This is a genomic window from Trinickia caryophylli, from assembly GCF_034424545.1.
In the GTDB taxonomy this organism is placed as follows: Bacteria; Pseudomonadota; Gammaproteobacteria; order Burkholderiales; family Burkholderiaceae; genus Trinickia; species Trinickia caryophylli.
This window is the reverse complement of the sequence record NZ_CP139971.1, coordinates 1,903,704-1,921,667: the sequence shown is the minus strand read 5'-3', so window position 1 is coordinate 1,921,667 and position 17,964 is coordinate 1,903,704. Positions and strand designations below refer to the sequence as shown.

The following is a 17,964-nucleotide window of genomic DNA, read 5'->3' as shown; positions in this document are numbered from 1 at the left end:
TCACAAACGCCGGCCGGCGCAATTCCCGAGTGCCACCATGCGTTCAACAACACGTTCATGTCCTCATTCACCGGAGCGCCTCATGTCCTCATCGATCTATTTCGCCGTGGCTTCGACCCTTGCCTCGGTCCGCCCCGAATCATCGCTGTTCACCATGATGCTCAACGGCCAGTTCCGCGATGCATCGGCCGCCGCCGCCGCGCGCGCCGAACCGGCCCAACCCGGCATCGCGCCGGACTACGCGAGCCTGCAGACCTATGCCGATGTACTGCTCGTGCTCGGGCAATACGAGGAAGCGGAAGATGCCTACCGGCGTGCGCAGAAGGCCATCCGCGGCGAACATCGGACGACCCGCGCGGCGCTGTCGCGCAATGCCGGGTGGCAGGCACTGTTTCAGAACCATCTTGGGACCGCTCTCAAGTGCTTTCAGCGCGTAGTCGAAGACGAGGATGCAAGCGAGGGGCAGCGGCTCGAAAGCCTCGTGGGCTCCGTACTCGTGCTGTTCCGCCTCGGCCGGCTCGACGGCGTGCACGCATTGCTCGGCGCGCTGCGCGAACGTGTGGCGCAAGCGCAAGACGCGCGCTGGGCGTGCGTCGCGCACGTGCTGATTCGCGACGTCGTCGATCAATACCAGTTGCGTTCGTGCTCACAGTTGGCGGACCACATCTATTGGCATTCGGCAACGCTCGAAGCGCGCTCCAAGGCATTCGAAGAGGTGTTTCCCGCGCAGCAGCCGGAAGAAATGCCTCCAATTGGCGTGCTGTCGCGCCACTCCGACTATCTGAGCCACCTCCAGGCGCTCGCGCGCGGTGGCGAATCCGCGCTCACCCAGATCGAGACACACCTGCGCTGGAGCCAGGGCGCCGGGCTTGCGGAATACCACCGCGAGCAACGCATCGAAGTAGCGCTGGCCGCGCTCGCGGGACGCCTGACGCACGTCGCCGAAACGATGTTGCATGTCTTCGGCGAACGGCCGCTCCAGGGCAGCCAGCACGCACACTGGTACAACGAGCTGCTTTACTGCCAATCGAAACTGCGCCAGCAGCAAGGACGCCTGCAGGATTACGCGCAGCTCTACGCGCGCTATGCGTTGCAGTCGCTGCGCCATGTGCGCGCAGACAGCGCCACGGTGCCCACCGTTGCCGCCGAGCGCACGCAGCCCGCCACCGACGACATCAGCGCTCGGCTACCCGGAAAATACCGGCGCGCCTATCGCTACCTCGTCGAGCATCTCGAGCGGCCGGACCTGTCGGTGCGCGAGGTAGCCAGCCATATCGGTGTGACCGAGCGCGCATTGCAGGCCGCGTTCAAGGCGAACCTCGGCTATACGCCGAGCCAGTTGATCCGCAACCGCCGCATGGAGCACATCCGCAACGATCTCATGGAGGATGAAACGCATACGTCGAGCGTGCTGCGCATTGCGAACCGCTGGGGCGTTCAGCACCGCTCGACACTGCTCAACGGCTACCGGCAGCGCTTCAACGAAGCGCCCTCGCAAACACTCGCGCGCTGAAGCGTGCGCCTGCGAGCGAATGGCGATCGGGGCGCCGACATGAACCGCCTGGAGGTGCCGCGCGTGATCGAGACGAACGCGGTGCGGCTGCGGCCGTTTCGCGAGGGTGACGCGCAAACGCTCTTCACGGTCTTGCTCGGCGACGCCGAGGCGACCGCATGGTTGCCGATGCGTACCCACGCGAACGTAGCCGAAACGCGGGCGTTCATTGCGCAATGCGAGGCCGAGTGGCGCAACGGATACCGCTACACATGGGCACTGGAGGACGCGGCGGGAAGCACACTGCTCGCCGCGATCTCGCTGCGGCCCGAGCCACCGCGCGCGGAGATCGGCGTCATCATCAGCCGGCTCGAAGCGCACCGGCGCCGGCGTGCGAGCCTTGCGGCACTGCTCAAGCTCATACGCTGGTTGCTGGCGCAACCAGCCTTGTGCCGCATCCATGCTTATTGTGCGCCCGAGGGAGCGGCCGCCAGCACGCTGACGAGGCTCGGCTTCGCATTCGAAGGCCGGCTCACGAACTGGGAGCCGAGGCCGAATCAGGGTCTGCTCGCCGCCGATGCACTGCTCTTTGCGATTACGCGCGAACCGGGCGCGACCGATGTACCGCGGCTGCATCGGCTGGTCGACGGATCCGGTAAGCGAGCCGATTGCCGGGAGGTCGCACGCCAAGGAGATGATCCGCCTTGGCGTGGGATTTTTCCGAATTCTGACTACCCCCTATAACGAGCGAGATACTGGGAGGCCATCTTCGGAAGATGCACGTGCTCGTAGTCCAGAAATCCCTTCAAGCGACTGAGCATGAGCTCGTAGTTGTTGGTCAGCACGACCAGGTCATCCGGTCCGTGAACGTGGTGGCCGATGACATCCAAAAGCTCGATCTCGTGCGTCGGATCGGCATCGATATGCAGGAGAAAGTACTCCATATCGCGCGCAGAGAGCTTCGGGAAGATCTTCGGCAACCCGCGATAGTACCGTGCGAAAAGCAGCGGCGTGACGGTCTCGAACGCAAGGAACCGCGCCAAAGGGCCGACGACAGGCTCATCGAGCTCGACAGTAAACCGTTTGACGGACAGCTCGCCGATCGTGCAGCTGAAATCCTCGACGTGGATGGAAACTTCGGGGCAGTCGATCGCATGGAGGAACCGCGCCAAGACATTGACGTGGGCTTTATCCGGATCGAGATCGCCGTGCTCGGTGAAACTGTTGCGCAATAGCACGATCCGGTCGCGGTAGTCAGGAATCATCGACACCATTCGCAAAAACGATGTGTCGAATCGATTCGATGCGGGCATAATCCGCATCGTGAAACACCGTACCTCGTCGGGAGAGAACTCTCCCAACTCGAATTTTTTGGCAAACGGATGATCGTGGAGTGCGTAGACGTTCCTGATCGCCTCCAGGTTTCGCGATATTTCGTTTAAGGGGAGCATGGCTTTTATTCCTCCAAGCAAGAAATAAAAAAAGTGACCTTTTTACGCGGCGCCGATTTCTCGCCAGTCCCGCTTTGCGCGATCCGGCGGAAGCGCACGGACGAGAAGGCATGCACGGACAGCGCTCACGACGCGTCGAACGGAAAGTCCGCAAGTCCCCCCTCTTGGATCAGTTGCCGCAGACGTCCACCCGGATCAGGCCAGTCGACGATCGTCGCAACAATAACGGATGCTGAAAGCACCGCGCCCGTCTCGTTGACATGGTTGCCCCCTTCGGCCGTCAACGCGATATCCGGATGCGAGCGCCGGAAAGCCGTCCACACGTCGCCGACAGCGGCGGGCCGGATATTCCACTCTCGCGCGGCAGCATAATGCAGGCTGCGAATACGCCCCCATGCGTCGTCGTCGTCCAGATGCTCGCGGCGGCGCCAAGGCAGGAAAAGCACCGGCTCCGCGCCGGCCGAGCGAATCTGAAGAACCCAAAGAGCGATCGCCTTCGCCATCGACTCTGGATTCGTGAGCGGCTGTGTGCCTTGCTCCTGAAGCACGACAGCGTCCCACTTGCGCCGACGCAGCGCGCGCTGCGTCGCGAGGCGATTCCAATGCTGTTCAAGCGTCGCTCGCCGGAACGTCTGTTCCTCGACCTCCGATGCTGCGTCGTTAGTGCCCAGCCTTTGCCTCGTCACGTCGACAATCCCGCCATCACTGATAATGCTTCCGCCAATGAACAGCACTGATGCCATCGTTGTTTCTCCTCGCGAATGCGGCAACGAGCTCCATCGAATTCAACTTGATACAGGTCTCGTTCAGCTCCGTCTCGGGATCAGAGCCAGCGGTGACGGCCGCGCCGACCCAGGCGAAATTCAGATCACCGTGACGAAACGCTGTCCGCAGCGTCTGTGAGAATTCCATCTTTCCGTGCGCGTCGATGAGACCAACGAGCCCGTAGTAAGCTCCACGGGCCATCCCTTCGAGATTCAGCAGCAGGTGCAGCCCTTCTCGCGCCGGATCGGTGCCGACCGGCAAGACCTCCCGAAGCACGTCCGAAATGCCGACGCCCACGCCGCAGCGAGTCTCAAACACGCTTTGCATGTGCCTGAGCCTCGGCAGATTGATCACCTCCTTGCGCAGAAGACTCACCTCCCCGAGCCCAGCCAGCGCATCGCACATCGCGCCGGCCGACAATCGATGCTCCTCTTCGATCTTCGCGTCGTTCATGAAGCTACGTTCGAACGTCCGGTCCGTCCGGCCGTCTTCGGACCGCGGGTAAGTGCCGGAAAGCTTATAGGTCGAGAAGCGCTGAAGCGTTCCGTCAACGAGCAGTTCTGGGCTCGTGCCCGCGAATTCGAAATCTTCATGAGAGGCGAAGAACGAACGCGATGTCGCCCCGGTATCGGTGCTCGCTGCGAAGACCCGCGGAAAATCGATGTCGCCGGGAAGCGTCACGCGGCGCGCGATCGTGCAACGCCTGCCGGATTCACGTCGGATCCACCGCAATACTTCGTTCACCTTACCGACAAAGTCGCGCCGCTCATCCGGAGCCGGGCTGCAGAGCGGAATACGCTGCGCGCGAAGCGGCGCGAGTTCCCGCACGAACGGCGCGTCCCCCACAGCGAGCCCTTCACCCCCTTCGGAAGTGAGCGCCACGATCGAGGCGGAGCGAACGTCGAGTACAACCTCCGGCACGAAGAGCCGGGTCGACGCATAGGGTGCGAACACGTTCTTGCCGGTGGAGGCGGCATGCAAATCGAAACCGAGGTAACCGCCGACAAAATGGCCCGCGCTATCCTCCAGAAATCGTGCCACCGCGTGCCACGGGCGCGTGGTCTCCCACTGTTTCCAACGTCCCGTCCCGCTGCGCGAACAGATCCGACCGCACACCGACAGCATCGAGCGCACGCCGATCATCAGTCGAACCGAACGCCGCGTGCCGAACGCGAAGAGAGACAAACGAGAGTCGGCCAGCCTGAGATCGGCGATCAATTCGGCAGCGGGGATGCGTGCATCCCCTCCATCGTCGGCCAGCCTGTTCATGTGTCCCCCCTCGCGTGGACCGTCGACGCAAACTCCAGGGTCACCTGGACAACAACGACAAGCCCTGCGTGACCGCCTTGGACTTCAATCCATAGCGGATTTTGTCCCATTTGACTTCGTGGTACTCGACCGGCTTCGAGGCGATCGGGAGCAGCACCGCCTGACGATCCCCGATCGCGTCCGCCGCGAAATGGCTTCCCGCACCGATCCGCTGCGCGGTGTTGAGGCAGATTAGGATGCTGAGCGGCGAACCGGCCAGCGCTAGGTGGCGGGCGCTGATCGTGACCATGCTCGCGTAGTCGTCGTCGACGTCGACGACCGAGCCCGTCGCGATGCCGACCGCCGCAAGCGTCGGATGGGGGAGCCCCTTGGACGCCTTGTGGATCGCGATAGCGGCCTTCACGGCCATATGAGCTTGGTCGGGATCAAACGCGGCCTTGACGGCGTCTCCGTCGAGGCGGATCCGCTCCGCGCCGTGGTTGCCGAGATGATCGTCGCAGATATCGAAGAATTGAACCGCGTTTTTCAAAAAGTCGTCGTACGAGACGCCGGATCGCGCGAGGTCCTTCGACCCAACCAGATCCGCGACCAGGAATGTGCGCTCACTTTTGCGATCGGGCGAAGAAAAGATTTCCGAATATCTTGCTTTGCTCATAGTGTGCCACCTATATGGGTTGATTCGACAGGGGTTGAGACGTCGGTGCAAGCCAGGGGGTTAACTGCGGCGCGGCGACACCGCTCCCGTGCGGGAGATCGAGCGCCGCATAGAGAAAACCGAGACTGCTGCGAATGAAGTCCGGCCAATCATTTGTGCCCGCGACCGCACTGGAATAGAGGTCGTCGGTGAGTGGAATATCGAATTGCTGGCAGCGCTCGCGGAGCTTCTGCTTGCTAATTTCGGCGAGTATCTCGCCGATTTGGGCCCACTCGTGGACACTGCTGTGCTGTGCAGCGGCACGGCGGAAATTCCCGGCGAGGTGCCCCTTTTCGTCGTCGAGGATCTGTTGGACTACCCTCAGCAAGTGCCCCTCGCCCGGACTCCGTTCGCGCTGCACACCCAACACCTCCGCAATGCCGAAGAACAATCCCAGGCCGCCCCCTTCGCTCAGCACGACCGCGGTCTTGCCGAGGACCGTGGCGCGACTGTCCTGCCGGAGCGTGACGAGACGCTGCCCTTCGAGCAACTGCCCTGCCGCATCCAGATCGAAGGAACGGTTGTCAGTCAATTCAGCGTACAGCTTTCCGAGCAAGCAGTAATGGCGGAGCTCATCGGTCGCGAAACGCAGCATGGAGCAGGCATGATCGATGCGGTGAAACTCGCCGGCCCGGTCGGACTGAAGGATGGCCCGCGAAGCCTCTTCGATGATGCTGCGCACCGTCGTTTCGCCCGGCCCATACACGCCGCCTCCATACCACTCCTTATGGATTTGATAAGTCAGCCACCTGTGATCCGGATGAGCCTCGGCGAAAGAAACTGGACCGCCAAAGAACTTCCTCGCCACCGCACGCTCTCCCGCCCAAAATCGGGCAGTCGATTCGATAACCTGCTGGACCGCACGGCGTGCCTCATCTAGCATTGTGATCTCCCGATATTTCTAGTGGTGCTGAAGAAGATGCGTCGATTGAAAAGCGTGACTCGACCTGCATCACGTTTTCGAACCGGTGTTTGCAGGAAGAGCTGAATACCTCGGTATTCTCGATATTTTGTCTACGCGGTTTGTGCCGCGCCGGTGCAGCACAGCCGACTGACAAGCGATTGTCTCTCATAATGTTTATTTCTTGATGACCGACAGTACGCCTGAGCCCGCCACCTTATAACTGTCAACTCTGTCAGTGTCTGATTCCGACTCGACATGCCAAGCTTCGCGAAGTTTATATATTGAGACTCGGTCGGAATTCGCAAATATCCGAAGCTCCGCATATTTACGGTTACGGTTAGTGCCAGATGATATGTAGCGGCGGCCGGAACGCACAGGACCGCGCCACCATTGATATTGCGGTCTTTTGTGCCGGTGCTCCACCGCTGATTCTCTGCCTTGCTGAGTTTTCATGCTTGGGGGCGATGCTGATCTGAATCATCAAGAATTTATACAGAAATGTCGATATCGACGTCATCGCACAATAGGCGCATGGTTTCCGCGGTGGCATGAATTTTCGTGAGCTCCTAGTTCGGTCGCTTCATCCAGCGGTCGACTGGGATGATTATCAGCGGTTATTCCGCCACAATGGCCGCTCTTCTTTGTGATTGTCGCTGGATGATTTCCGGTATCGACGGATTTGTATATCGCTGGCCGTGCGGCGGCGATAGCTCTCGACATTCATTTCGAATATCGTCGAGTGATGTACGAGCCGGTCGGTCCCGACGACGGCCATATCGGGGTCGGGAAATATTTCAATCCAGACCGAGAACGGTTGGTTAGCGGTGATTATATGGAATTGAGGGTTTTTCTACTTTATTTCTTCTTGTTGGGGACGGTGAGCCGATCAGGTGTCGTTACCCCCTCAAGGTGCCGACGCAGGCGATCGCAACAATGACCGCCTCGTGGAGTTCGCGAGCAAGCCGCAACGCGACGGCCATCGCCCCCCTGACGATATCCCGGCAAAGATGCCCTCTTCCGCTGCCAGCCTGCGTGTCATGGACTCCGCTTCGGCCTGGCCGACGTATTCGATCCGGTCGGTTGTCGGGATTGGCGAACTGATCGAGCATCGTTCCTTCGCCGGCACCACGTTGTCCGTGTCACCCGGGAGGCGCTGCAGCCGCACGAGGGGCGTATTGCCGATGAGGTCGTCGAGGGACTTGTACACGCTGCGTTTCGGTTCGTCCCAATAAAAACAGTCGGGGCAAGCGATGTGCCAACGCAAGCCAAGGCGAGCGGACATGCGGCCCGGGAGCCGCCTGTCGAACATCAAACAAACGCGACAATCGAACGGCCGCGTTTCATTACGATTGAGCGACCGCCAGCATGACCGAATAAGCCTTGAACACGGCTGTCGCCGCTTGACCCACAGCGAGCGACAGCGCATCCACCGCATCGTTCGTCACGCTCGACGTCAGGTTCACGCCACCTGCAAGCGTCACTACGACGAGCGACGTCGTCGCGCCCCGCTCGATTCGCGATATCGTCCCGCTGAACTGGTTGCGCGCGGAGAGCGCATAGCCGGCGAAATCGATCACCAGCACGACGTGCGACGACTTGACCAGCGCGATCGCGTCCTGTCCCACGGCGAGCTTGAGCCGCTTCGCCGCGGCGGTCGTCATCGTTGCCGTGATCTCCTGATCGCAGGGTATCTTTATCGATACCTGGGTCGTGACGGGTCCGTCCTCGACGGCGGTGATGGTTCCTGCGAATTGGTTGCGAGCGGTGGTTTTCACAGCGATTCTCCGTAGTAGGCCGGACAGCGCCGGCAATTGAACGAGCCATGCTTCCTGTTCGCGCAGGAACCGCCGCGTATGAGCCTGCAGTTCCCGCCATGCCGACAGCAGGTCGTGCGCAGCCGACGTGAGGCGCGTGCCGCCGCCGCCCCTGCCCCCCGTCTCCGTCGTGAACAACGGCTCATTCGCAAGATTCGCGGCGCTCTCCAGCACCAGCCACGCACCCTTATAGCTGTATCCCGCCACGCTCGCCGCGCGATTGATCGAACCCGTGTTGTCGATTGCCTCGAGCAGCGCGAAAAACCGCTCGTCGAGGCGACCCGCCAGCTTCAGGTCACCGCTCAGCAACGTCGCGTCGTCGTGTCTCGCGCCTGTCTCCCGCATCTGGCGGCTCCGTCAGTCGGTTGCACACACGTGCAGTAATTCGCGTACGCGCTGTTCGTGCGGCGTCTCCCTACGCACGCAGGCGAGCGTGGTCGCGACGCCGTGCCGCACGTCGACCTCGCGGATGGCGCGGCCCTGCTCGATCACGAATGCGACGTCGGCAAGCGCCGTTACGTCGTCGACATCGTGCGTGATCATCATGGCGGGAATGCGCCATTCGCGGAGCACCTCGTCCAGGTAACGGCGCAAGTCGCTGCGCAACGAAGGGTCCAACGCAGAGAACGGCTCGTCGAGCAACAGTAGATCGGGCCGGCATGCCAGTGCACGCGCGAGCGCGACGCGCTGCCGTTGTCCGCCCGACAACCCGTCCGTGCGGCTGCGCGCCAGCGATTCGAGACCGAAGCGCTCCAGCAAGTCTTCGACGCGCTTGCGCGCGTCGTTCGACAGACGACGGCGATACCAGCTCGTGAGCCCGAACGCGACGTTCTCGCGCACCGACAGATGCGGGAACAGCGCGTAATGCTGGAACAGGCAGCCAATGCCGCGCCGCTCGGGCGGCACGTCGATCCCGTGCGCGGCGTCGAACAGCGTGCGCCCGTTGATGCGCACGTGTCCGCGCAGCGGCGTGAGCAGCCCCGCTATCGTCCGCAGCGTCAGCGACTTGCCCGCACCGGAAGGCCCGTAGAGCGCGACCACCCGTGCTTCAGACGCGAAGCGCATCGCGAGCGCGAATTGCCGCGCATCTTCCGACACGGTCGCATAGAAATCGACGTCGATCACCTGCGCGCTCCTTTTCGCATCTTACGCATGCGCGAAGCCATACCGTTTCAGGATCTCCTGCGCGGGCGGGCTGAGCAGATACGCGATAAAGGCCTTCGCGAGCGCCGCCTCGCGGCTCGCGCCGACCGCGACGGCCGGATAGCTCACGGGAGCGTGATCGTCCACCGTCTGCACGACCACGACCCGGTCCGGCATCAGCATTGCGTCGGTGCGATAGACGAAGCCCGCGTCGGCCTCGGCGCGCGCCACGTAGTCGAGCACTTGCCGCACGCTATCGGACTCGACGATCCTCGGTTCGAGCGAACCCCACAGCTTCGCGCGCTGGAGCGCCTGCTGTGTGTAAAGGCCGCATGGCACGGTCGCGACCTTGCCGATCGCGATCCGCTTGACGGCTGGGTCCGAGAGCGCGGCGAGCCTCTTCACGGGCGATGCCTGGCCGGCCGGCACGACGAGCACAAGCGTGTTCGACGCCACGACCCGTTTCGTCGCCGGATCGAAGATGCCCGCGTCGACGCCGCGCGTGACGGTCGCCTCGTCTGCACTGACGAATACGTCGACCGGCGCGCCCATACGAATCTGCTGCAGCAGCACGCCGGACGCGCCGAAGTTCAGGCGCAAGGTCACGCCGGGATGCGCGGCCTCGAAGCGTGTGGCGATATCCTTGAACGCATCGGTCATGCTGGCGGCGGCCGATACCGTCAATTGCTGCGCGAGCGCGATGACCGGCGCGAGAACGCAGAGCAGGCCGATAAAGGATCGGAGCGTGGATTTCACGAAGTAACCTCCTCGAATCAACGTATGACAAAAAATCGCTTGGACAGCACGAGCACCGCGATCGACAGCACGGACGTCACGCACGCGAGAAAGAACGCGGTGCTGTCGCGGCCGTCCTGCATCGCGTCGTAAATGGCGAGCGACAGTGTCTGGGTCTGGCGTGGAATGTCGCCCGCGATCATCAGCGTCGCGCCGAACTCGCCCATCGCGCGTGCGAACGCGAGCAGCGCACCCGCCAGAATCGCCGGCCATGCGAGCGGCAGCGTGACGCGCACGAGCGTCGAGAACGGCGACTGCCGCAGCGTGCGTGCGGCCGCCTCGAGCGACGTGTCCACGCCGGCGAACGCGGTGCTGGCGGACTTCAGCACGAGCGGCAGCGCGACGACCGTGGACGCAAGCACGGCGCCGTGCCAGTTGAACACGAACGTGTAGCCGAAATGCGCATAGATCCAGGCACCCAGCGCGCTGCGCCGGCCCGCCACGATCAGGATCCCGTAGCCGATCACGGTTGGCGGCAGCACGAGCGGCAGCATGCAGACGGCCTCGAAGATCGAGCGCCCCGGAAAGCGGCGGCGCGCAAACAGCCAACCGAGCGCGATGCCGGCGATCGACGCAAGCGCGGTCGCCATGCCTGCGACTTTCAGCGACAACAACAGCGGCGGCCAATCGATGCGTTGCATGAAATGCGACAAACCCGACATTCGCGACAACCCCTCGTTATGTAATGGCCTACATCAGGACCCAGGCAAGATGTGCGCCATTCGGGGCCATTCGGGGCAACCCCGGGACATCCGGCCTCGCCGCGCATCGTCCGGCGCGAGACTAGAGCGAGACCGGAGCGACGACTATCCGGCGCGCAGGCCGAGATGTGTCGCGAGCCGCGTGAGTGCGGCCTGCCCGCGCTCGGGGTCGTGAGCGGCCGGCTTGAGCAGCAGCCGGTGCGGCCCGAGCAACGCGGCGAGCCGGCGGATCTGCGCCTCGCAGCGGGCCGGGTCGCCGAACACAGCGTTTGCGGCGATATCGGCGTCGCTCGCGTCGGGCGCGAACATCGGCGGCAGCTTGTCGGACGGAAACTGCGCCTGCATCAGCTGCGGATATTCGCGCACCCCTGCGACACCCGTGTCGACCGCGCGGCGATCGTCATCCTCGCAATGAAAGAACCGGATGATCGCGAACGGCAGATCGGCGCGGCGCGTGCGCTCGGCGCTCACCTGCGCGGCGACCGCCTCGAGCTGCACCGCCGGCGTCGCCATCAGGCCGAAGCCGTGCTCGGCCACGAGCCGCCACGCGTCCTCGCTCAGGCTCGCGAGCCAGACGGGCACGGGCCGTTGCAGCGGACGCGGATGGATCGCGATGTCTTCGTAGTGGAAAAAACGGCCGTTGAACGACGTCGACGGTTCGCGCCACAACCGACGAACGAATTCGAGCGCCTCGAACGTCCGCTCGCGCGCGGCATCGGCCGACAGGATGCCCGCCTGCCGATACTGAACGGGAAACGGGCCGCCGCGCGCCACGCCGAATTCGATGCGTCCGCCGCTCAACAGATCGAGCGTCGCGACGTCTTCCGCGACTCGCACCGGATCGTTCAGCGCGAGCAGCGACGCGCCCGTGCCGAGCCGGATCCTCGATGTGCGCGCGGCGATCTGCGCGAGCAGCACGGTCGGCGCGCCGCCGATCGCGAAGCGGCTGTGGTGATGCTCGGCGACCCAGACGTCGTGAAATCCGAGCGTCTCGGCAAGAACGCCAGTCTGGATCGTCTGCTCCAGCGCGGCGCGCTCGTCGCCGTGCGGGTTCTCGACGTTGAGGAAGACGCCGAGGCGAACGAGCGGGGAAGTCGAAGAAGTCGTCATGTCGGATACTCGTCAGCGACCGCCCGCGCATCGGGCTGCGCCGGCCGCGTCGCGAACCAGCTCCGCACGGTGTCGTAAGAATAGCGGGTCAGGCGGCTGTGGCGCGCATGCGGCGCGAGCAACTGTATGGACAGCGGCTCCGCCCACCCCCAGAAATCGGCGCGCAAGGCGCTCGGCAAGCCGACGTCGTCGAATGCGTGCCACAGTTGCACGAGCCAAAGCTCCCGCCCCTCCTCGTCGAGCAGCAGCGGCAACCCCGCGCCCGCCTGCAGGTGCGCGTGACGCTGGCTGAAATGGAGCGGGCCGCCGCACGATTCGATGACGAAGTCCGCCACCCGCTCGACGATGCAATCGAAGCAGTCGCCCGAGCGCGCAAAGAGCGGCGTCGTCTTCAAACGCCGCATATGTTGCCTGACCAGATCGCGCAATCCGGTTTCCGTGCAGATCGCGAGCAGGCGGTGCGGCGGGGCCGGCAGCGGCGGGCAGACCGTCGCGCCGATGCTGTCGCGCCGCTCGTGCGGGTAAGGCGCTACGGGCCATTGCAGCGTCCGGAAGCAAGCACGGGTGCACGGCGTCCAGCGTGCGCGAGGCGAAGTTCCTGCATTCGGAGCCATGAGTGTGGTGTCCCTGGTTCGGATGGATCAATCGGTTGTATATTCAACTACATAACGGTTCATGCAAAAAAGCGGAATCCGCGTCTGATGCCGGACATGCATGCTTCGTGTCCTCCTCAGCTATTCGGCGCCAAAGCAAAGCGCGTAATCCGAACACACGCCGCAACTCGGTGCCCTGCAGATATACAGCCCTTCGCGTTCGCACAGCTGTTTGTAAAAGAACTTCTTCCACTTCATGTCGTTCGTGTTCTTCGCCGCAAGCCGCGGAAACCAGTGTGCGATGAGCGCGGACAGCTCGCGTCGCGACGGCAACGCCAAGTCCTGCCACAAGTGGTTCTCGCCGAAGCAGCCGCTCGCGAGCAGACGGGCGACACAGCGCATGTCGTCCGGCATGCCCGCGAGCGGGTCCGCGTGCTCGATGAAGAGCGCGACCAGGTCGTCGAACTCTTCGTTGCGCCCCACACAACGCGCCGGCGCGCCAGACGATGCATCGACCGCCAGTACGGCCGTCGCGCCCGGGAACCAGCGCTCCAGCACCCGGCGCGTATCGCGTTCGTCGAGACCGTCGATCGGCTGCGCGTGCACGCCGTCGCGCTCGAAGGCCGCCGCAAACGCGCTTGCGAAAGCAATGACGGTCGGATCCCGCGCGTCAACCGCGCAACGCATCAGCACCGAGCGCGCGTCCACGGGGCGATCCATCAGAGCCGTTCGGGCATCCATGGCCGTCCCCGTCAGACCTCTGCCGCCGCGTGCGTGTAGCACTTCTTCGGGCAGATCTTCGCGCAGGCGGTGCAGCCGATGCAAAGCTCCTGGTGCGCGATCGTCATGACTTTCTTCTCGTACTCGTCATCGTCGTCTTCGCCGTCGAGCGCGATGTGGTCGCCGTCCTCGTCGATGCCGACCAATTCGAGCACACCGCGCGGGCACACCCGGAAACAACGGCCGCAGCCGATACACTTTTCCTCGTCGAGCGTGGACACGAACGTCGGCGTCCAGGTCTCACCGCTCGGCAGTTTCACGCTGAAGGTCCCGCTCATCGTGTCACGCTCCCATGCCAAGGCCGTCTGCAAAGCCGCATTCGACACGCCAATGAAAAACCGTTAAGCCGCCGCCTTGCGCGCTTCCATCAGCGCGGCATGCAGGTCGTAGCAACGCTGTGCGACGACCAAGATCTGCTCCCAGTTGGTCGGCAGTTCCTCGGAGAGGTCGTGCAGATCCATCTTCGCCTGTGTCGCCTGTGCGTTGAGTTTCTTCACGCGTGCCTTCAATTCGTCTGTATCGGTCGTCATCGCTTACTCTCGTTCCATGCAAAGCTGTCGCATTCGAAATACCCGCAGCCGCCAGCACCCATCACGCGCCATACTGCGCGACGGCCGGATAGGTCCGAATCATCGCGACCGCCTCGTCGAAGAACTTGCCGCCTGCCTCCGCGAGCCTCGCGAGCGACGGGAAACCGAAGCGGTGCACGTCGCGCAACTGCTTGTTGACGACGACGAGCCGCCCCGCGATCAACACCATCCGCCCGAAGCCCTCGTGGCTCATCTTCATCATCGGCGACACCATCTGACGCGTCTCGCGCTCGATCGCAACGGCGATCGCTGCGTAGAACAGCTCGAGCCGCCACAGCGTCTCGGGATCCGGGTCGCCGATGATCGGAATCGCGCGCCGCTCCTCCGGCGTCAGGATGTAGGGCTTCAGCAGTTGCAGGTCACTTTTCTTTTCCCACGTGCCATGCGTGTCCTGCGCGCGCAGTTGCTTGATCAATTGCTGCACGAACGGCGTCGCGAGCAATGCTTCGTCGCTGGCCGCGCCGGCCTCGCCTGTCGTAGCAGGCGTGTTGTCGATGATGGCGTCAGCCATGAGATACCTCGTCGTCTTCGAAATCGTATGTCCGCTCGCCATCCTTCGCGAGCGCCTTGCGCAGCCACGGCGGCGGCGTGCCGTCGAGAACCTCCTGCAGCTTCGCCAGGATCTCGTCGATCGCCTCCGGCTGCGGCACCTTGATGGGGTGGATCTTCTGCGCGACCACGCGCGCCGCGCCCGACCCGCCGATGGCGGCAACGTACAGGATCGCGCAGTCCTTGATCGCGTCGAGCTTCGGCGCGAGCTTGTCTTCGTCGCCGTCCTCCTCGAGCTTGCCGCCGAACTCGAATGCCTCGACGAAGGTGTGCCCCTTGCCCGTCACCTCGTAGATGACGATGCTCTTCGCCCAGCCGAAGTGCGCATCGACATACTGCTTGTCCTGGGTCGCGAACGCGATCTTCATGCTGTGTACTCCTTGTCGGTTAGAGGTTGGACGACGACAGGAATGTCGAGCTTGCGCGCGGGATCGCGTGCCGCGAGATCGACGGCCTGAGGCGGCAGCGGCCAGTCGCCGGGGCCGTGATGCGGGATGTGATCGATCATCAGGTTTGCGATCTCGAAGATGAGATTCATCGTGCCGCGATAGCCGACCTGACAGCGGTGCGCATTGCCGACCCGGTCGAAAACGGGAAAACCGATACGCATCAGCGGCTTGTTCAGGCGCTCCGCCATCTGTCGACCGTGCGAATGCGTAATCAGCAGATCGCAGTCGGCCGCATCCCGCTCCATGTCCTCGAGATCGCCGAGCAGCACCTGCTGTGCCGGCAACAGCGCATGCGCGGGCGACGCAGTCGTGCTGACGCAGCACGTCAGCTCCGCACCCATCTCTTGCAGCAGGCCACCGATCGCGAGCAGCAGGTCCGGCTCCGCGCCGAGCGCGACGCGGATGCCACCCGTGTAGAAATGGCCGTCGAGCATCGCGTCGAGCAACTGGCTGCGCTGCCGCCGGTATCGCGCCGGCACGGGCCGTCCGCTGAGTTCCGCGAGCCGCACGAGCAGGCGGTCGTTCGGCTCGAGGCCCGTCAGCCGCTCGAAGATCTCGAACGGCGCGCCAGCGATCGATTGCAACGCCTCAGCCGCCGTCCGGGTCTGCTCGCCGACACCGATCGTGAACGCGGATGCGCCGGCCGAGCGGATCTGCTCGAGCGTCGTGCCGCCAAGCGTCGTGCCGCGCCAGTCCGGCGCGATATGCCCATCGAGCGAGCCGGAAAGATCGGGCAGCACCACCGCATCGAGACCGAACGCCGCGACAATCTCGCGCAGTTCGTCGATATCGGCAGGCGACAGATGGCTGCCCGGCAGCAGCGTGACTTGCCGCGGGTTCGCGGGCAGCGGCTTCACGAGCGCGCGGACGATCGCCGCGACCGCGAGCCGGTAGCCATCCTCGAAGCCGCCGACGTAGTCGGGCGTCGACACGTAGACGATCTCGGTGTCGTCGAGCTCCCGCTTGCGCTTGCGCACCGTCGTCAGATAGCCGTCGACGTCGTCGCCTTTGGTTTCGGTCAACCCGGTCGAGCAGATCGCGATGATCCTCGGCGCTGCGCGCTTGCGGATGTTCAGCAGTGCGGCTTCGATGTTCTCGTAGCCGCCGAGGATCGTCGTGACCTCGTTCATCGCGGTCGTCTGCAGCGGGATCGCTTCCTTGAAATGACGCACGAGCAGCACCAGCCCGAACGACGTGCAGCCTTGCGAGCCATGCATCACCGGCATGCACGCGTCGAGCCCCATGAACGCGAAGCTCGCTCCGAGCGGCGCGCTCATCTTGAGTGGGTTGACCGTGCAGGCCTTCTTCGAATCGACAACGTCAGCCATCGCGCTCTCCGGGCCGGGTCAGGCCACTACGCCAGGTTCGAGACCCATCGCCCACGCGCGCACATCGGTCGGGACCGGTGCGGGCGCTGCGGCGGCCCAGGCCGGCGCCGCACCGAGCGTCTCGCCGTCGTCGCCCCACGGCGCGGGAATCCTCACCTGCTGCCATACGGGGTTGTGGATCGCACGGTCGATCTCGTGCACGAGCTCGACCATGCCTTCGTAGCCACCGTACGGATGGTGACGCTCCTGGTTGATGTCGAGCCACGGCATCCGCGCCTTTAGCGCAACGAACTGCGAGCGGCCGCCCGACAGCATGATGTCCGCCTTCGCGTCGCGCAGCATGCTGTACATCTCGCGCGGGGTCATGTCGTCGATCATGTGCGCGTCGTCGCCCATGATTTCCTTGATTTTTTCCTTGTCTTCCCTGGTGCTCTTCTTGATGCTCGTCCCGACGATCTCGAGCCCCGCCTCCTGGAGCGCAGCCACCACCGACCACGACTTCACGCCGCCCGTGATCAGCAGCACGCGCTTGCCCGCGAGGCGTTCGCGGTAGCGGGCGATCCGTTCCCAGGCACGCGCTTCCTCTACCGCGATCAGGCGCTCGGTGCGATCGAGCAGATCGTCCGGTGCGCCCTGCTGAACCAGCAGCGTCGCGATCTGCCGCAGCGTGTCGCTCATATCGCCGATGCCGTAGAACGAGCCTTCGAAATACGGAATCCCATAGCGCTGCTGCATTTTCGTCGCGATGTTGATCATCGACTTCGAGCACACCATCATGTTGACCTTCGCACGGTGCGATGCGGCGATCTCGTTATAGCGGCCGTCGCCGGAGATGCACGACAGGATTCGGACACCCAGCGCGTCGAGGAGCGGCTTGGTCTGCCACAGCTCGCCCGACAGGTTGTATTCGCCGATGATGTTGATGTCGTACGGCGTCGTATAGTCGGGCTCGCGCGTGCCGATCACGTAGTCGAGGATCGCCTCGCCGCCGAGCTTGTTGCCGAGATTCTTCGGGCCCGCGAAACCCGGCGAATTGACCGGGATGACGGGCTTGCCGAACTTTTCGGATGCGCGCTTGCAGACGGCCTCGATGTCGTCGCCGATCAGCGCGGTCACGCAGGTCTGATAGACGAACACGGCAGGCGGGTCGTATTTCTCGATGATCTCGCGCACGCTTTTGAAAAGCCGCTTCTCGCCGCCGTAGACGACGTCGAGCTCGTTGATGTCGGTCGTGAAGCCCGTACGGTAGAGCTTTGATCCGGACGAGGCCGCGTGCCGGTTGTCCCACGAGTTGCCTTCGCACGCGATCGGGCCGTGCACGAGGTGGGCGACGTCGACGATCGGCTGCAGCGCGATCTTGGCGCCGTCGAACGCGCAGCCGCCGGCGGCGGCGCCGGGCGACAGCTGCTTCGTGCAGCCCTTCTTGCGTTCCTTTTCGCTCTTCCCCTGGTTCTTGTCGCAACCCGGCTCCTCGAACACTTCGGCGATCTTGGCTTTCAGCGATGCGGACATGTCGGGCTCCTCACAGGATCGGGTA

General features: G+C 63.7%; 20 protein-coding genes and 2 pseudogenes. 2 read left to right on the top strand and 20 right to left on the bottom strand.

Features of this window, described 5'->3' with window-relative positions; translation table 11 throughout:
• Positions 1–82 precede the first annotated feature (82 nt).
• Both U0034_RS27705 and U0034_RS27700 read left to right on the top strand, forming a co-directional pair.
• Positions 83–1,513 (top strand): helix-turn-helix transcriptional regulator, encoded by a 1,431-nt coding sequence (locus tag U0034_RS27705; protein ID WP_085227506.1) that lies wholly within the window; start codon positions 83–85, stop codon positions 1,511–1,513.
• A 39-nt stretch (positions 1,514–1,552) separates the two neighbouring features.
• Complete coding sequence (locus tag U0034_RS27700; RefSeq protein WP_102623039.1) at positions 1,553–2,236, top strand: GNAT family N-acetyltransferase; 684 nt, start codon at positions 1,553–1,555, stop codon at positions 2,234–2,236.
• Here U0034_RS27700 and U0034_RS27695 read toward each other — a convergent pair.
• From U0034_RS27695 to nifE, 20 genes and pseudogenes are all read right to left on the bottom strand, one after another.
• Complete coding sequence (locus U0034_RS27695; RefSeq protein ID WP_085227508.1) at positions 2,224–2,943, bottom strand: iron-containing redox enzyme family protein; 720 nt, start codon at positions 2,941–2,943, stop codon at positions 2,224–2,226. The genes U0034_RS27700 and U0034_RS27695 overlap by 13 nt on opposite strands.
• A 125-nt stretch (positions 2,944–3,068) precedes the next feature.
• Complete coding sequence (locus tag U0034_RS27690) at positions 3,069–3,686, bottom strand: SGNH/GDSL hydrolase family protein (RefSeq protein ID WP_139831156.1); 618 nt, start codon at positions 3,684–3,686, stop codon at positions 3,069–3,071.
• A complete protein-coding gene (locus U0034_RS27685) occupies positions 3,646–4,977 on the bottom strand; it encodes a chorismate-binding protein (protein ID WP_085227510.1) in 1,332 nt (443 codons plus the stop codon). The genes U0034_RS27690 and U0034_RS27685 overlap by 41 nt, the downstream gene beginning before the upstream one ends.
• 40 nt (positions 4,978–5,017) lie before the next feature.
• The gene (locus U0034_RS27680) at positions 5,018–5,632 is read right to left on the bottom strand and encodes a nucleotidyl cyclase domain-containing protein (RefSeq protein WP_085227511.1); all 615 of its coding nucleotides are present in this window, start codon (positions 5,630–5,632) and stop codon (positions 5,018–5,020) included.
• 10 nt (positions 5,633–5,642) lie between these two features.
• Positions 5,643–6,554, bottom strand: coding sequence for a hypothetical protein (locus U0034_RS27675; protein WP_085227512.1), 912 nt, complete (start codon positions 6,552–6,554; stop codon positions 5,643–5,645).
• Between the two features lie 628 nt (positions 6,555–7,182).
• Positions 7,183–7,404, bottom strand: a pseudogene (locus tag U0034_RS27670) (ATP-binding protein); the annotation flags it as partial.
• Positions 7,405–7,471: 67 nt separating this feature from the next.
• Positions 7,472–7,653 (bottom strand): annotated as a pseudogene (locus U0034_RS27665) (cysteine synthase B); the annotation flags it as partial.
• 265 nt (positions 7,654–7,918) lie between these two features.
• Positions 7,919–8,734: a TOBE domain-containing protein gene (locus tag U0034_RS27660; RefSeq protein ID WP_085227513.1), complete on the bottom strand. Its 816-nt coding sequence runs from the start codon at positions 8,732–8,734 to the stop codon at positions 7,919–7,921.
• A 12-nt stretch (positions 8,735–8,746) separates the two neighbouring features.
• On the bottom strand, positions 8,747–9,514 hold the full coding sequence (locus tag U0034_RS27655) for a sulfate/molybdate ABC transporter ATP-binding protein (RefSeq protein ID WP_085227514.1): 768 nt from the start codon (positions 9,512–9,514) through the stop codon (positions 8,747–8,749).
• A gap of 21 nt (positions 9,515–9,535) precedes the next feature.
• Positions 9,536–10,288: a molybdate ABC transporter substrate-binding protein gene (gene modA, locus U0034_RS27650; protein ID WP_085227515.1), complete on the bottom strand. Its 753-nt coding sequence runs from the start codon at positions 10,286–10,288 to the stop codon at positions 9,536–9,538.
• A gap of 17 nt (positions 10,289–10,305) precedes the next feature.
• Entirely contained in the window at positions 10,306–10,989 is a 684-nt protein-coding gene (gene modB, locus U0034_RS27645; RefSeq protein ID WP_085227516.1) for a molybdate ABC transporter permease subunit, read from the bottom strand.
• A 144-nt stretch (positions 10,990–11,133) separates the two neighbouring features.
• Positions 11,134–12,138, bottom strand: coding sequence for an LLM class flavin-dependent oxidoreductase (locus U0034_RS27640; protein ID WP_085227517.1), 1,005 nt, complete (start codon positions 12,136–12,138; stop codon positions 11,134–11,136).
• On the bottom strand, positions 12,135–12,752 hold the full coding sequence (locus U0034_RS27635) for a globin family protein (RefSeq protein WP_176072560.1): 618 nt from the start codon (positions 12,750–12,752) through the stop codon (positions 12,135–12,137). The genes U0034_RS27640 and U0034_RS27635 overlap by 4 nt, the downstream gene beginning before the upstream one ends.
• A gap of 120 nt (positions 12,753–12,872) precedes the next feature.
• Positions 12,873–13,439 carry a nitrogen fixation protein NifQ gene (locus U0034_RS27630; RefSeq protein WP_085227690.1) on the bottom strand — a complete coding sequence of 189 codons (567 nt, stop codon included), beginning with the start codon at positions 13,437–13,439 and terminating at the stop codon, positions 12,873–12,875.
• A gap of 44 nt (positions 13,440–13,483) precedes the next feature.
• Positions 13,484–13,789: a ferredoxin III, nif-specific gene (fdxB, locus tag U0034_RS27625; protein ID WP_085227518.1), complete on the bottom strand. Its 306-nt coding sequence runs from the start codon at positions 13,787–13,789 to the stop codon at positions 13,484–13,486.
• A 63-nt stretch (positions 13,790–13,852) separates the two neighbouring features.
• Positions 13,853–14,041, bottom strand: coding sequence for a CCE_0567 family metalloprotein (locus U0034_RS27620; protein ID WP_085227519.1), 189 nt, complete (start codon positions 14,039–14,041; stop codon positions 13,853–13,855).
• Positions 14,042–14,102: 61 nt separating this feature from the next.
• The gene (locus tag U0034_RS27615) at positions 14,103–14,612 is read right to left on the bottom strand and encodes a NifX-associated nitrogen fixation protein (RefSeq protein ID WP_085227520.1); all 510 of its coding nucleotides are present in this window, start codon (positions 14,610–14,612) and stop codon (positions 14,103–14,105) included.
• Positions 14,605–15,018 carry a nitrogen fixation protein NifX gene (gene nifX, locus U0034_RS27610; protein ID WP_085227521.1) on the bottom strand — a complete coding sequence of 138 codons (414 nt, stop codon included), beginning with the start codon at positions 15,016–15,018 and terminating at the stop codon, positions 14,605–14,607. Before nifX ends, U0034_RS27615 begins: the two co-directional genes overlap by 8 nt.
• Positions 15,015–16,427, bottom strand: a complete 1,413-nt coding sequence (nifN, locus tag U0034_RS27605; protein WP_085227522.1) for a nitrogenase iron-molybdenum cofactor biosynthesis protein NifN — start codon at positions 16,425–16,427, stop codon at positions 15,015–15,017. Before nifN ends, nifX begins: the two co-directional genes overlap by 4 nt.
• Positions 16,428–16,445: 18 nt before the next feature.
• On the bottom strand, positions 16,446–17,939 hold the full coding sequence (gene nifE, locus U0034_RS27600; RefSeq protein WP_085227523.1) for a nitrogenase iron-molybdenum cofactor biosynthesis protein NifE: 1,494 nt from the start codon (positions 17,937–17,939) through the stop codon (positions 16,446–16,448).
• Between the last annotated feature and the right edge of the window lie 25 nt (positions 17,940–17,964).

Bases quoted from the DNA above. Each gene is read 5' to 3' on its own strand.
- U0034_RS27640 (WP_085227517.1), bottom strand. From the start codon at position 12,138: ATGACGACTTCTTCGACTTCCCCGCTCGTTCGCCTCGGCGTCTTCCTC.
- fdxB (WP_085227518.1), bottom strand. From the start codon at position 13,789: ATGAGCGGGACCTTCAGCGTGAAACTGCCGAGCGGTGAGACCTGGACG.
- U0034_RS27680 (WP_085227511.1), bottom strand. From the start codon at position 5,632: ATGAGCAAAGCAAGATATTCGGAAATCTTTTCTTCGCCCGATCGCAAA.
- U0034_RS27675 (WP_085227512.1), bottom strand. From the start codon at position 6,554: ATGCTAGATGAGGCACGCCGTGCGGTCCAGCAGGTTATCGAATCGACT.
- U0034_RS27685 (WP_085227510.1), bottom strand. From the start codon at position 4,977: ATGAACAGGCTGGCCGACGATGGAGGGGATGCACGCATCCCCGCTGCC.
- U0034_RS27700 (WP_102623039.1), top strand. From the start codon at position 1,553: ATGAACCGCCTGGAGGTGCCGCGCGTGATCGAGACGAACGCGGTGCGG.
- U0034_RS27690 (WP_139831156.1), bottom strand. From the start codon at position 3,686: ATGGCATCAGTGCTGTTCATTGGCGGAAGCATTATCAGTGATGGCGGG.
- U0034_RS27660 (WP_085227513.1), bottom strand. From the start codon at position 8,734: ATGCGGGAGACAGGCGCGAGACACGACGACGCGACGTTGCTGAGCGGT.
- nifE (WP_085227523.1), bottom strand. From the start codon at position 17,939: ATGTCCGCATCGCTGAAAGCCAAGATCGCCGAAGTGTTCGAGGAGCCG.
- U0034_RS27705 (WP_085227506.1), top strand. From the start codon at position 83: ATGTCCTCATCGATCTATTTCGCCGTGGCTTCGACCCTTGCCTCGGTC.
- modB (WP_085227516.1), bottom strand. From the start codon at position 10,989: ATGTCGGGTTTGTCGCATTTCATGCAACGCATCGATTGGCCGCCGCTG.
- U0034_RS27635 (WP_176072560.1), bottom strand. From the start codon at position 12,752: ATGGCTCCGAATGCAGGAACTTCGCCTCGCGCACGCTGGACGCCGTGC.
- U0034_RS27695 (WP_085227508.1), bottom strand. From the start codon at position 2,943: ATGCTCCCCTTAAACGAAATATCGCGAAACCTGGAGGCGATCAGGAAC.
- nifN (WP_085227522.1), bottom strand. From the start codon at position 16,427: ATGGCTGACGTTGTCGATTCGAAGAAGGCCTGCACGGTCAACCCACTC.
- U0034_RS27620 (WP_085227519.1), bottom strand. From the start codon at position 14,041: ATGACGACCGATACAGACGAATTGAAGGCACGCGTGAAGAAACTCAAC.
- nifX (WP_085227521.1), bottom strand. From the start codon at position 15,018: ATGAAGATCGCGTTCGCGACCCAGGACAAGCAGTATGTCGATGCGCAC.
- U0034_RS27615 (WP_085227520.1), bottom strand. From the start codon at position 14,612: ATGGCTGACGCCATCATCGACAACACGCCTGCTACGACAGGCGAGGCC.